We start from the raw sequence: 14173 nt of genomic DNA on the forward strand, positions 1-14173 counted from the left end.
CCTCATGGTTTCATTGACAAAGCTGCTTGCAAGATAGCTTCTCCATTACAAAGTCCGTAATGAACGGATTGAATGACATCAACAGGTATCCCTTTATCCTTACATAATTCTTTCATTTTCGGTAATAAATAACGTACTTGCGGTCCAAGTAAAAGGACATCAGCTTTATCAATATGACTATTCACTTCAGAACCTGATACTGCCCAGATTTTCACTTCTATCCCTCTTGCCTCTGCTGCTTTCTCCATCTTTGTAACAATCAAACTGGAAGACATTCCCGCTGCACAGCAAAGCAAAATATTCATTCCGCTTCCCTCCCCCTTTTTCTAAACCTAAGTTATGGTGCATCCCTTGCCACCACTAGGTTACAAATATATATGTCTAGATTTCCTGCTGTATGCCGAGCTTAAAAACAAAAATTTCTTGGTTTTCACGCTATTCCATTTATCCGTATTCTCCTAGTAAAGAGGACTCTAACTCGCTATAATGATTCAGTATGATTTTTTTAATTGATAGGAGGATATATTTATGAAGGCATATCGCTTTCCACTTATTTTATTATCTTCTATCCTAATTGGTGGTTTCATTGGTTATTTCATGGGTGCCGATGCAGTTGCTTTAAAGCCGCTTGGTGACATTTTCTTAAACTTAATGTTTACGATTGTTGTACCTCTAGTGTTCTTTAGCATCGCATCGTCTATTGCTAATATGGATGGATTAAAACGTTTCGGTAAAATTATGTCTAGTATGGCTGGGACTTTCTTATTTACAAGTATTTTAGCTGCTATTTTTATGATTATTGTCGTGAAAGTATTCCCGCCAGCACAAGGTGTTGTACTAGAACTAACACAACCTGACAAAGCCGGCAAAGCTGTTAGTGTTGCAGATCAAATCGTCGGCATTTTAACAGTATCTGACTTCTCGAAGTTACTATCTCGTGAAAATATGTTAGCTCTTATTTTCTTCTCTATCTTAATGGGGATTGCAACTTCAGCAGTTGGCGAAAAAGGAAAACCATTCGCTACATTCCTACAAGCTGGTGCAGAGATTTCAATGAAGGTTGTATCTTTCATTATGTACTACGCTCCAATCGGACTTGCTGCTTACTTCGCAGCATTAGTTGGTGAATTCGGACCACAACTTCTTGGAACTTACTTCCGAGCAGCAATGGTATACTATCCAGCTTCTCTAATTTATTTCTTTGTATTCTTCACATTCTATGCATACCTTGCAGGTCGCAAGCAAGGTGTACAAGTATTTTGGAAGAACATGGTCTCTCCTACAGTTACATCACTTGCAACTTGTAGTAGTGCCGCAAGTATTCCAGCGAACTTAGAAGCAACGAAGAAAATGGGTATTTCTTCAGACGTTCGTGAAACAGTTGTCCTTCTTGGTTCTACACTTCATAAAGACGGCTCTGTTTTAGGTGGCGTATTAAAAATTGCTTTCTTATTCGGTATTTTCAACATGGAATTCGAAGGACCGAAAACATTAGCAATCGCACTTGTTGTTTCTTTATTAGTAGGAACAGTAATGGGTGCTATTCCAGGCGGTGGTATGATTGGTGAAATGTTAATCGTATCTCTATACGGTTTCCCGCCAGAAGCACTGCCAATTATCGCAGCAATTAGTACAATCATTGATCCACCTGCAACGATGTTAAACGTAACAGCAGATAACGCTTGTGCGGTAATGACAGCTCGCCTTGTAGAAGGTAAGAATTGGATCAAAAACAAATTTGCTTAATAGAAAGAGGATGCTCGTTTAGAGCATCCTCTTTCTTTATTTGTTGATAAGTTGATATTTCCTCTCGCCACAAATTTGTTACAATCTTCACAAATATTCCACATCCATTATCCATTCTCCGTACTATAATCATGTATGGAAAAGGAGATGAACACGATGACACAAAGCGCACCTGAATTTAAAGTTTTGCAAAGCATTGCATTTCTCGCTGTCGTTTTGCAAAGTTCGTTATTATATACAATGAATCAAGGAAATGTCTTACTTGAGCAATCCCTCATTATGGGTATGCTATTTAATCTTGCAAAATTCTCAGCACCAGCATTCATATTTATCGTTGGATTTCACTTAATTCGTCACTATACGAAGCAATTAGTATATAAAGAATATATTTCTGAAAAAGCGACACACTTACTCATTCCTTATTTCTTTTGGTCTATTCTTTACTTATTAACAACAAACGATCTTATTACATTACAAGGCGGAATAAAAAGTTTATTACTCGGAACAGCCGCGCCCCATCTTTGGTACGTTATTATGATGTTCCAAATTCACTTATTGTTCCCTTTACTATGCACACTTTTTTATTGGTTTCAAAAACGAACAGAAAATAAAAAAGATATATATAAATATATGACCTTTTTCGCTTGCCTATATTTTCTATTAATGTGGTTCTCTTCTCACTATATTTTTAATGGAGAAAAATTAACAAGTTCAACAATTTTATATTATACAGATCGATCATTTCTATTCTACTCATTCTATTTCGTTATGGGCGGCATTGCCGCTGTAGCACTAAAAACTTGGCGGCTATTCGTCATGAAACATATCCCGCTTATAACAATATTATTTTTCATCTTATTTTTATTCATCAATTATGAGTTGTTTAGTTTTTACGGAGCAAACTCTATTCATTTAACTGTTTCTACCTATTTAAAACCATCTATGTTTTTATATATCGTATGCGAAATTATCATACTGTATGTGTTATCTATTATGATAGTACAGCGTCGTGGTTTCTTATATAAAACGTTACGTTTCATTGGAAATTACACGTATGGTGCTTATTTAGCTCATTTATTCTTCTTGCAACTATGCACAAAGTTTCTTTCTTTATTCACACTGCAAGAAAATACTATATTATATAGCCTATTACTATTTGTGTTAACGGCTATTATCTCTATTTCAACAATGGTCATTTGTAGCACAATACCATTTCATACTTGGATTACAGGTCCTTCTCCTACAACAAAGATGAAATGGACGAAGGTTGTATTCCGAAAAAATCATAAAAAACTATTCAAGCCATATATTTGATATAATGATACGCATATAAAAAGAAAGCGAGAGACACCTATGATTAATCAAGTTGGACAAATTATGCTATATGTAAATAACCAAGACGAAACAGTACAATTTTGGACAGAAAAAGTAGGGTTCCAAATCATTGGGGAAGAAAATAACGGAAACGGATTCCGCTGGATTGAAATTGCACCGGCGAAAGAAGCAGGAACAAGCATCGTCCTTCACGATAAAGCGTTAATCGCGAAGTTGCAACCTGAACTAAACCTAAATACACCTTCACTTATGTTCTTCTCAAATGACTTAGACCGTCTATATAAAGATCTTTCTGAGAAAAATGTCACAGTTGGACAGGTTGTAGATTTACCTACTGGTAGAGCATTCAACTTTGCTGATAATGAAAATAATTACTTTGCAGTAATGGAACGTAAATAAAAAATAAGCTATCCGAAAAAATCGGATAGCTTATTTCATTTTAAGAAACTTGTTCTGCATTCGTTTCTCTATGCTGTATATGACTCGTGATCCAAGCAATTCCACCGGCAACAACGAGGTAACATAACAATATTAAAATTTGCATTTGTAATTGTGTCCAATCTCCTAAAGAGATAACATCTTGTAATCCTCTAAGAGAATGAGACATTGGGAGAAATTGTCCAATTTTGCTAAGAACAGTTATGTTTAATTCTCCTGGGAAAGTACCTCCGCTCGTCGCTAATTGCAGGACAAGAAGGGTTACCGCTAAGAACTTTCCAACAAGACCAAATACTGTTACTAGCATAAGAATAAATGTCATGAACGTAAAGGAAATAACAATACTTGATAAAACAAAGAGTGGCACACTTGCGACTTCTAATTTCATAACACCTAGCACAACTACATCTACGAGTAGCGCTTGAATAAGTCCAATTAAATATACCAATCCTAGTTTATTAATAAAATGTACCGTTCCGCTTACCTTCATATTTTGTCTGCGGCCAAGCGGTAAAATATTCGATGCCATAATTCCGCCAACATAAAATGCAAGCGATAGGAAATATGGTGCAATGCCTGAACCGTAGTTAGGAACGTCAGAAACTGTTGACTTCACTAACTGAACTGGCTCTGAGAACATCGTATTACGTGCATCATCATTACGAACATTCGCTATCTTCTCTGCACCCTCTCCCAATTTCGCAGAAAGTTCTTTCGCACCATCATCCAGTTTAACAAGTCCATTTGTTAATTTACTAGCACCGTTATTCAGCTCCGTTCCACCACTCGCAAGCTGGTTTACACCTTCTTGCAATGATGTAAATCCATTTCCCCACTTCGTAAATCCATCAGCCAAATTCGATGCACCATCTGCTATCTTTTTCGTTCCAGCAGTAGCTTCATTTAACTTAACTCCGAATGTATTCATGCCTTCTTCAATCTTATGTTGACCGTCAGTAAGCTTCTTCGCACCTTGTGTCAATTGTTGTTGGCTATTATTTAAAGTACTTGTTGCTTTAGCTAGTCCGTTAGATGTAGCAACAAGTTTTTGAAAAGCGGGATCTTGCTGCACTTCTGGATGATTTTTCACGTACTCTTCTAATTGTTGTTTTATACTATTAGCTGCACCATCCGCTTTTACTTGGCCTTCAGCAAGCTTCTCACTTCCGCTCATCCATTCATTTGTACCAGCACTTAATTCACTAACCCCAGATTGTAACGTTTTTTCACCTTGTGCTAATAACTCCATACCGCTATGAAGTGAAGTTGCTCCTTGACTTAGCTCATTCGCTCCGTCAGTTAAGGCTGATTTGCTAGAAGCAAGTTTTTCACTTCCCTCTTTCACTTTTGATGTCCCGTCACTTAAACGATGAATACCATCTGCAAGCTGATTTGCCCCATTTCTTGCATCTGTCGTTCCTTCATGTAACTTCCCAGCACCATTACTTGCATCACTCAACCCTTGTGCTAAGTCTTGAAACTTTGAAAACACACCTTCTGTATAAGATTTCGTAATACTATTCGAGATTTTTGTTTTCATATTTTCAACAGCTGTCGTTCCAATTTGAGCTGCTACAAAGTTTTTACCTGGATTTACTTTGTACTGCAACTTTGCCGGCTCTGGTTTCTCATCCATAAGTGTACTTACCTTTTTAGAGAAATTCTCTGGAATCGTAACAACCATATAATATTTATCTTCTTTTAACCCTTCATCTGCATTTTTTTCTGATACGAAATGAAAAGCTAGTTCCTTATTCTCCTTTAAATTTTTTACAAAATCGTCTCCTGCATGAATTGTTTTCTCATCCATCGCAGCACCTTTATCTAAATTCACAACCGCAACAGGTAATTTATCTAATTTTCCGTACGGATCCCAATATCCGGCTAAAAAGAATCCTGAATAAATTAACGGAACGATTAATAAAAAAATTAAAGCGATACGTCCATGTTTATGGTGCCACATCGCTTTCCAATCTTTAAATACAAGTTGAATTCCCTTCATGAAACATACTCCTTCTCCGAATTTAACACCATTAAAATGGTTTAACAGATTTACTATACACGTCACTTTCCATACTGTATAATACATCTTTAATTATTAATTCATTCCTTTTGGTCTATAGAAAGGAGACTCGAAATGGAACTGCTCCAGTTAAAATACTTTCAGACAGTGGCACGACTAGAACATATGACAAAGGCAGCTGAAGAATTGCATATCGCACAACCTTCACTCAGCAAAACAATCGCTAGACTCGAAAAGGATTTAGGCGTCCCTTTATTTGATCGCCAAGGTCGACAGATTACTTTAAATTCTTCCGGAAAAGTATTTTTGAAACGAGTAGAGCGTATTTTTCATGAATTAAGCGAAGGGGAACGAGAAATTAAAGATTTAGCCGAATTACAACAAAGCTCTATTACACTAGCCGTTTCTATTCCGAGAATATTGCCAGAATTACTTGGCTCTTTTTTACTAGAACATCCTAACGTTCGGTTCCAACAATTTCTGGCATCCACTCCTTCTATGAAACGACAACTAGATAATATAGAAATTGACTTTTGTATCTCCTCTGTGCCAATTGAAGGAGAAGAAATTGTTTGGGAACCACTTATTACAGAAGAAATTTTCTTAGTCGTCCCTTCAGGCCACCGTTTATCAGGCCGAGAAAATATCCACCTGTATGAAGTAAAAGACGAACCGTTTATTAGTATGAACACTGGCTATGGATTTCGACACTTAACGGATGAATTTTGTAAAGAAGCTGGTTTCACTCCGCATATTGCTTTTGAAGTAGATGAACCGACCGTGATTAGCGACCTCATTAAGCAAGGTCTCGGCATCGCTTTTGTTCCAAGTTTAACTTTATTAAAAAACTCTACTTTAGCATCAAGCAAGTTGCGTATTATTGAACCCACTTGTCAGCGAACCATCGGATTAAGTTGGTCAAAAAAACGCTACTTATCAAAAACAGCTCGGCAATTCCGTGAATTCGTGATTGACTACTTCTCTAATATTAGGACATAAAATTATATGAACAAATAAAAGGTGCCACCCTCATATGGTGGCACCTTTTATTGTTCACTCTTTTTTAATTCCATTTCAGCTAAAAGCGGCAATACGTTATCAAAAATATGCGTATTATTATTTTCACCTGTTACATATCCACCGTAATATCTACTAAATACGTTGTCATTTCGGAATGTGGCCATATGATCATACAATTCCTTCGCAAACTTTGTATCACCTGTTTGTAGTACGTACAAAATCGTTAGTCCGTACGCGGCCGGCGATTCATAATTCACAGTTTGTTTTCCCGTTTCTAAATTGTAACGACCGTATAGCTTTCCATCCTCCTGAAACTTCTTCTTTATAAATTCCAAATAAGCAGCTGATGAAAGACCACCTAAACTTCGATGATATGCAACGTATGATTGGTCAATAAGATTCACTTCTTTATCGTACGTAAATGTACCATCTTCTTTATACTCTTTTGGGAATGCCCAGCCATGCCTTGGATAATCTGCTAAAAATTGAACGACTTCCTGATATTGCTGAGCAGAAACTTTTCCGTACTTCTTCATATAGGAAAATGCACGCGGATTTATGTATGATGTTGTTACAAAATTATTTTGTTTTCCTGCATCTGCATCATAATAATCAACATAATAATTATCTTTTTTATTATAACGAAGTACAGCATCACTTAATTGATCGGCAAGGTTTTTATAACGCTCTTCCTTATACATTTCATAAGCACGATATAATTGTTCTATAATACGAAGATCATCTATAAGTGCATTTGTAGCTGACTGCCTCTCTCCCTTTTCAGAGAGTTTCCATAAAACGATATGATTCTTATATATAAAATTATCTTGAATAACCTTTACTTGCTCATCAAATAACGCCTGATCATCTTTATCAAGTGTATACTGTAACCATAATCCCGCCGATTCTGATAAAGCTTCACGTCCCTTAGCTTCACCCGTACCTGCCTTAGTATCTACTAAACGATACGTGGCAAGTGTTCCATTGTCATTCACCATATGTCTTAAAATAAAATTTTCTGTACGGTTTCCTTGTAAAGCTGACCAAAATACAATTCCACCTAAAGCGATTAAGAAGATAACTCCAATCCCTATATATAAACGTTTCCGCAATCTTTTCACCTCCCTAGTAAGGCTAACCTTAATTTTATCAGAACATACATAAATTTAAAAAAGACAATCTATTAGATTGTCTCCCGCATTTCTATCCCCCGCAAACCTCTTTAGAAGGTTTATATAGCGATTGTACAAGTCGATCATATTCACGACGTGTAATTTCTTTATTATATAGCTTCAATAATAAATCTCTATGCTCTTTTGAAAATGCCATCTTTTTAATGACTTCAGGATACATAAAACACCCTCTCCATTTCACATAAACTTCTTGATTCCGAAAACAGAACTTATGTTCGCATAAAAGATTATAAAAGATTCCTGAGCAAAAAACAAACAAAACATGACCAACCATTTATTTCTTTCTATTCAAAATATTACAACATTATATTATCATATTCACTTTTTAAATACATATATATTTTTGGTAGTTTTTTTGAATAAATCTTCCAATTCAATCAGAAAATAATGGCAAAAAAGAAGAGGAGTTTACATATGGATACGGTAACATTAGCAAGAGCATTTTTTGGTTCTTCATTAGCATTCCACATTATCTTTGCAACACTTGGTGTCGGTCTTTCATTGATGATTTTTATAAGCGAAATACTCTATCACTGGAAGAAAGACTCCGACTATGCCATTATGGCGAAAAGATGGACAAAGGCGTTTGCTATTCTTCTTGGTGTAGCAATTCCAACTGGAACAATTGTTGGTGTGCAAATCTCACTTCTTTGGCCTGGTTTCGCCAAAATTGTTGGGCAAGTTATCTCTGTTCCCTTCCAAATTGAGATTTTCGCCTTCTTTTTGGAGGCTTTATTCATGTCGATTTACGTATATGCAGCCGATAAACTTCCTCCATTTATGAGATTAATCTCGCTATTTTTCGTCATGCTTGGTGCCACTGCATCCGCCGTACTTATTACATCAGCAAATACATGGATGAATACACCAGCAGGATTTTCAATGAATCCAGATGGATCTGTTTTTAACGTTGATCCGTGGAAAGCTTTCTTCAATCCAAGCTTTGGCACAAGTGCATTCCATGTCGTTATTACAGCTTATGCAACTGGTGCGGCTGTCATTGCTTCTATCGCTGGATTTAAATTATTGAAGAAAAATTTAAGTACACGTGAAATTGCTTATCATAAAAAAGGGCTACTATTAGGGCTTGTCGTTACATTTATTACAGGCGCTACGATGTGGCTTTCAGGACATGAATCAGCGATTGCCTTACATAAACACTCACCTGAAAAACTTGCATCTGCTGAAGCTTTATTTGAAACGACATCACACGCACCGCTATCCATTGGCGGCGTTGTGGATCCTAATACACTTGAGCTAAACTATGCACTTGAAATTCCGAACATGCTTAGCCTACTAGTGGGGCTAGACCCTAGCACTGTCGTAAAAGGTCTAAATGAATTCCCACAAGAAACATGGCCACCATTTTATACACATACACTATTCAACTTAATGGTAGGCACTGCTGCGTTTACCTTTGCAGTTGCAGCAATTGCACTCTTATATTGGTACTTCGTTTACCGAAAAAAGGGAACAGAACTACCGAAGTGGCTACTTTGGGGGGCTGCCGCATGCGGACCAATTATGATGCTCGGTATTGAATTCGGATGGATTTTCAGTTGTAGCGGTCGTCAACCATGGACAATTTATGGTATGCAACGTACCGTCGATGCATCTACACGCGCCGATTTCGTCGGTCCTTTATTTGTTTTGTTCATCATTTTATATATTGGACTCGCTATTTTAACAGTCATTGTTCTACGGACATTCTTTAGAAGACATCCATTAAAGAATGATTTACAACACCAAGGAGGCGATTCTCATGCATGAGGAAAGTATTGCAATCATCATCTTATGGGCCCTTATTTTCGTATACAGTATATTAGGGTCCATCGATTTTGGAGCTGGTTTTTGGGGCATGGTATACGCCAAACATCCAACTCTCGCTGCCAAACTTGCGAATCGGTACTTATCACCCACTTGGGAAGTAACAAATACGTTTCTTGTTTTCGTCGTTGTCGCATTTCTCGGCTTCTTTCCGAAAGCGGCCTTTACTCTTGCGACAGTAATGTTCGTACCAGTTATGTTAATTTTAGTGCTCGTTGCAGTACGTAGTACGTTTATGGTATTTGCTTACTCCTTACCAAAATATCAGTACCTTCTTCGGGTTATTTCAGGCATTACTGGTCTCTTAATTCCAGCACTATTAATTACCGTTTTACCCGTTACAGAGGGGGCCTATATTACAATGTCTGAAGGAAAAGAAGTACTCTTGTATGGAAAACTTCTTTCTAGCCCGGTTATCTATTGTTATATGCTCTTCGGACTAACGTCTGAACTGTTTCTCTCCTCTCTCTTTCTCGCTGATTTTGCGAGAGAACAAAGTTCAGAAGATACGTATAGAATTTATAGAAGAAATGCCATCATCCTTGGTCCTGCAACACTCGTTACAGCGATCATCGCTCTCGTTGTAATGGATCCAGAAACACATTGGCTTATGCAAGGATTAATAAAGCAATTCCCGTGGTTTACAGTTTCTATTGTTTTATTCGTTATCGGATACTCATCCCTTTGGTGGACAAACAAAAAATACAATACACTAGGATACCCTCGCATTGCCGTTTTAGCTGTCGTCGCTCAATATGCATTTGCAAGCTACGCTTACGGCGTCGCGCATTTACCTTATATTATTTATCCTGACGTAACTGTATTTACAAGCTTTACAACGAAAGAAACGTTCTATGCACTGCTCATTCTATACGCAATTGGGATTGCAATTTTATTACCAGGATTTATTTTCTTCTGGAATTTATTCTTGAAGGATCGTACTTTTTTGAAGGAAAAATAATATAGCATTGGGGTCTATTCCAAAAGGCATTTTGGCATGGGCTCCTTTTTTCATGTTTTGTCGATAAGTCGATATATTTTAAAAATCGCTGATATATTTTAAGTTGCGCTGATATATCTCCATAATCGCCCATATAAATTTCATTTACTATCTTACTGCCCCAATAATTTATAGACTCCTCTCATAATAGTTATTTCACTATTCGTGACACTTGTCCTTTAGCATGAAAAACACATATTCGCTTCATCTCGTTATACGTCTAGTTCTTCTTATTTTTGCTGAATATACTACCAATATAAACTTGAGACAAGCTACATCTGTTCAAGGGAAAATAGAAAGGTAGGCAAAATATGAGCATTGAAATATGGATTACTATTATTGTATTTTTCTTAACGATGATCGTTATCTTTTGGCGACCCCACGGCTTAAATGAGGCATGGCCAGCAGCAATCGGTGCTGGCATTATCCTAATTACTGGACTTGTGTCAAAACCAGACGTCATAGATATTGTTAGTAAAATAGGAGGAGCCTCCATAACAATATTAGCCACTATTGTTATGGCAGTTATATTAGAAAGCTTCGGCTTCTTCCATTGGTCGGCAGCGAAACTGGCAAATCTAGCGAAAGGTTCTGGACGCCGTCTATACTGGTATATTCAATTATTGTGTTTTCTTATGACTCTTTTATTTAATAACGACGGTAGTATTTTAATTACAACTCCCATTTTAATTCTTCTTCTAAAAAACCTTCAATTAAAACCACATCAACAAATTCCTTATTTATTAAGCGGAGCTTTAATCGCTACCGCATCTAGTGCACCAATTGGTGTAAGTAATATCGTAAACTTAATTGCATTAAATATCGTTAATATGACTCTTTATATGCATACTGCTATGATGTTTGTACCTGCAACATTAGGCTTATTATTTATGTCATGGCTCATGTATACAGTTTTGAAGAAAAAACTTCCGAAAAAATTACCTGTTTCTTCATATGATATTGAAGAAATTTTCTTCACGAAAAACTTCCATCCACTAAAAGGAAATAATTCTGTTGATACGAAACAAAAACGGACAAGATTCATGTTAAAAGTATTAGGTTTCGTCTTCCTGATGCGCTGTCTTCTATTCGTTGCATCCTTCTTATCCATCCCAATTGAAATCGTTGCAGTACTTGGTTCACTCGTTCTTCTCATTTGGAGATGGTACTACTTACGAACAAATCCTGTCGACATTTTGAAAAAGACACCGTGGCACATTTTAATTTTCGCCTTCTCTATGTACGTCATTATTTACGGACTCCACAACGCAGGATTAACAGCTGCACTTGTACAATGGCTCGAGCCAATTGTGAATCAGCATCTACTCTATGCTAGCTTTGCAATGGGCGGACTTGTATCCATCCTCTCTAACGTCTTCAATAACCATCCTGCCCTTATGATTGGTACAATCACATTAACAGAAATGGGACTAGATCCAGTCACATTAAAAACAATCTATCTTGCAAACATCATTGGTAGTGACATCGGTTCACTATTACTACCAATTGGTACACTAGCCTCACTCATTTGGATGTATATTCTGAAACAAAACAAAATTAAAGTAAAATGGAAAGACTATTTAAGTGTATCCCTTATCGTTATCCCGCTCACAACAGTCGTCACACTATTCCTCTTATTCTACTGGGTACATCTCTTCTTTGCCTTATAAACAACAGAAGCCCCATTTGCTGCCGTCTTAGCAAATGGGGCTTCTTCTATAATAAAGTTAGGTACTACAGTGTGATCAATCAAGTAAAGAGGTGTAACATATTATTGATATAAATGACTACCAGCTTCTTTAAATTCTTCTGCTTTCTCTTTCATTCCTTTTTCAATTGCTTCTGTCGTTTCTAAATCATTTTCTTTTGCATACTCACGAATATCATGCGAAATTCTCATACTACAAAACTTCGGTCCACACATTGAACAGAAGTGAGCTGTCTTTGCCCCTTCTGCAGGCAACGTTTCATCATGATATTCCATCGCACGTTCAGGATCTAAAGATAAATTAAATTGATCGCGCCAACGGAATTCGAAGCGTGCTTTTGAAAGTGCATCATCACGCTGATGAGCCGTTTTATGTCCTTTCGCAAGATCAGCCGCATGCGCTGCAATTTTATACGTAATAACACCCGTGCGTACATCATCTTTGTTTGGCAAACCTAAATGTTCTTTCGGCGTTACATAACAAAGCATCGCTGTTCCAAACCAGCCAATCATAGCAGCTCCAATTGCAGATGTAATATGATCATAACCTGGTGCAATATCTGTCGTTAGCGGCCCAAGTGTGTAAAACGGCGCGCCCTGACAAATATCAAGCTCTTTCTCCATATTTTCTTTAATTAAATGCATCGGTACATGCCCAGGCCCTTCAATCATAACTTGCACATCATGTTTCCAAGCAATCTTCGTTAATTCACCAAGTGTTTCAAGCTCAGAAAACTGTGCTTCGTCATTTGCATCTGCAATCGAACCTGGACGTAATCCATCTCCAAGAGAGAACGAAACATCGTACTGCTTCATAATTTCACAAATCTCTTCAAAGTGAGTATATAGGAAATTTTCTTTATGATGGAATAGACACCACTGCGCCATAATCGAACCACCGCGCGAAACGATACCTGTCGTACGCTTTGCCGTGATTGGAATGTATCGAAGCAATACACCAGCGTGAATCGTAAAGTAATCAACGCCTTGCTCCGCCTGCTCAATTAACGTATCACGATATACTTCCCACGTTAAATCTTCTGCAATTCCGTTTACCTTTTCCAGCGCTTGATAGATCGGTACAGTTCCAACTGGTACAGGCGCGTTACGAATAATCCACTCACGCGTCGTATGAATGTTTTTACCTGTAGATAAATCCATAATCGTATCTGCACCCCAGCGAGTAGCCCACGTCATCTTCTCTACTTCTTCTGCAATCGAAGAAGATACAGCTGAGTTTCCGATATTCGCGTTTACCTTCACATGGAAGTTACGCCCGATGATCATCGGTTCAGCTTCTGGATGATTAATATTCGCGGGTAAAATAGCGCGGCCTTCTGCGATTTCCTTACGAACAAACTCCGGCTCTACCCCTTCACGAATCGCAACATATTCCATCTCAGAAGTAATAATGCCATTACGTGCATAGTGCATTTGCGTAACGTTTGCACCTTGCTTTGCTCTAAGTGGCTTGCGATCCATCTGCGGGAAAACAGGTGTATGTTTCGAAGCCACTTTCACACCGTCATCCTCTGGTTTCACTTCACGCCCTTCGTATGCTTCTACATCACCACGCCCCATAATCCAAGAGTGGCGCGGCGTTGGAATCCCCTTTTCTAACTCCACTTTATACTCAGGATCCGTATAAGGGCCGCTCGTATCATACACACGAATTGGCGGATTTGGAACGCCATTCGTTTCGCTTTGTTCAATCTCACGCATCGGTACTTTCATGCCTTCTCGTGGTCCATCCACATATACTTTCTTACTCCCTGGTAAACTCGATTTCAATTCAATTTGCTCAGCTGAAACAGATTGTTTCATAAATTTTATTGCCCCCCTGTTCGTGACAAGGACGAGATATGGCCAGCGCATGCCAAAAT

Annotated in this window: 12 protein-coding genes; 7 read left to right on the forward strand and 5 right to left on the reverse strand. The window is 37.7% G+C overall.

Annotated features, from left to right (window positions below):
* Positions 1 to 2: 2 nt before the first annotated feature.
* Positions 3 to 305 carry a PTS sugar transporter subunit IIB gene (locus MR136_RS09190; RefSeq protein WP_001023543.1) on the reverse strand — a complete coding sequence of 101 codons (303 nt, stop codon included), beginning with the start codon at positions 303 to 305 and terminating at the stop codon, positions 3 to 5.
* A 223-nt stretch (positions 306 to 528) separates the two neighbouring features.
* Between MR136_RS09190 and MR136_RS09195 the strand changes: the two genes are divergently transcribed.
* The 3 genes from MR136_RS09195 (at position 529) to MR136_RS09205 (ending at position 3480) form a co-directional block, all read left to right on the forward strand.
* Entirely contained in the window at positions 529 to 1746 is a 1218-nt protein-coding gene (locus MR136_RS09195; protein WP_000649376.1) for a dicarboxylate/amino acid:cation symporter, read from the forward strand.
* Between the two features lie 156 nt (positions 1747 to 1902).
* Positions 1903 to 3060, forward strand: a complete 1158-nt coding sequence (locus MR136_RS09200) for an acyltransferase (protein ID WP_242259341.1) — start codon at positions 1903 to 1905, stop codon at positions 3058 to 3060.
* Positions 3061 to 3099: 39 nt separating this feature from the next.
* The gene (locus tag MR136_RS09205; protein WP_017674316.1) at positions 3100 to 3480 is read left to right on the forward strand and encodes a VOC family protein; all 381 of its coding nucleotides are present in this window, start codon (positions 3100 to 3102) and stop codon (positions 3478 to 3480) included.
* A 40-nt stretch (positions 3481 to 3520) separates the two neighbouring features.
* On the opposite strand, the gene MR136_RS09210 is transcribed toward MR136_RS09205, so the two are convergent.
* The gene (locus MR136_RS09210) at positions 3521 to 5521 is read right to left on the reverse strand and encodes a YhgE/Pip domain-containing protein (protein ID WP_061457888.1); all 2001 of its coding nucleotides are present in this window, start codon (positions 5519 to 5521) and stop codon (positions 3521 to 3523) included.
* A 135-nt stretch (positions 5522 to 5656) separates the two neighbouring features.
* Here MR136_RS09210 and MR136_RS09215 point away from each other — a divergent pair, with 135 nt between their 5' ends.
* Positions 5657 to 6541 (forward strand): LysR family transcriptional regulator, encoded by an 885-nt coding sequence (locus MR136_RS09215; RefSeq protein WP_000421944.1) that lies wholly within the window; start codon positions 5657 to 5659, stop codon positions 6539 to 6541.
* 47 nt (positions 6542 to 6588) lie between these two features.
* Here MR136_RS09215 and MR136_RS09220 read toward each other — a convergent pair whose 3' ends face one another.
* The gene (locus tag MR136_RS09220; protein WP_001231662.1) at positions 6589 to 7674 is read right to left on the reverse strand and encodes a hypothetical protein; all 1086 of its coding nucleotides are present in this window, start codon (positions 7672 to 7674) and stop codon (positions 6589 to 6591) included.
* A 91-nt stretch (positions 7675 to 7765) separates the two neighbouring features.
* The gene (locus MR136_RS09225) at positions 7766 to 7915 is read right to left on the reverse strand and encodes a hypothetical protein (protein ID WP_000283180.1); all 150 of its coding nucleotides are present in this window, start codon (positions 7913 to 7915) and stop codon (positions 7766 to 7768) included.
* Positions 7916 to 8169: 254 nt separating this feature from the next.
* On the opposite strand from MR136_RS09225, the gene cydA reads away from it, so the two are divergent.
* From cydA to MR136_RS09240, 3 genes are all read left to right on the forward strand, one after another.
* Positions 8170 to 9525, forward strand: a complete 1356-nt coding sequence (cydA, locus tag MR136_RS09230) for a cytochrome ubiquinol oxidase subunit I (RefSeq protein WP_000381985.1) — start codon at positions 8170 to 8172, stop codon at positions 9523 to 9525.
* Positions 9518 to 10543: a cytochrome d ubiquinol oxidase subunit II gene (locus MR136_RS09235; RefSeq protein ID WP_000544186.1), complete on the forward strand. Its 1026-nt coding sequence runs from the start codon at positions 9518 to 9520 to the stop codon at positions 10541 to 10543. The genes cydA and MR136_RS09235 overlap by 8 nt, the downstream gene beginning before the upstream one ends.
* A 350-nt stretch (positions 10544 to 10893) precedes the next feature.
* Complete coding sequence (locus MR136_RS09240) at positions 10894 to 12252, forward strand: arsenic transporter (protein WP_061457889.1); 1359 nt, start codon at positions 10894 to 10896, stop codon at positions 12250 to 12252.
* A 101-nt stretch (positions 12253 to 12353) separates the two neighbouring features.
* Here MR136_RS09240 and thiC read toward each other — a convergent pair whose 3' ends face one another.
* The gene (gene thiC, locus MR136_RS09245; RefSeq protein WP_000814484.1) at positions 12354 to 14114 is read right to left on the reverse strand and encodes a phosphomethylpyrimidine synthase ThiC; all 1761 of its coding nucleotides are present in this window, start codon (positions 14112 to 14114) and stop codon (positions 12354 to 12356) included.
* Positions 14115 to 14173: the final 59 nt, after the last annotated feature.

Origin of the sequence: Bacillus cereus group sp. BfR-BA-01311 (genome assembly GCF_022664295.1) — a bacterium.
GTDB lineage: Bacteria > Bacillota > Bacilli > Bacillales > Bacillaceae_G > Bacillus_A > Bacillus_A cereus.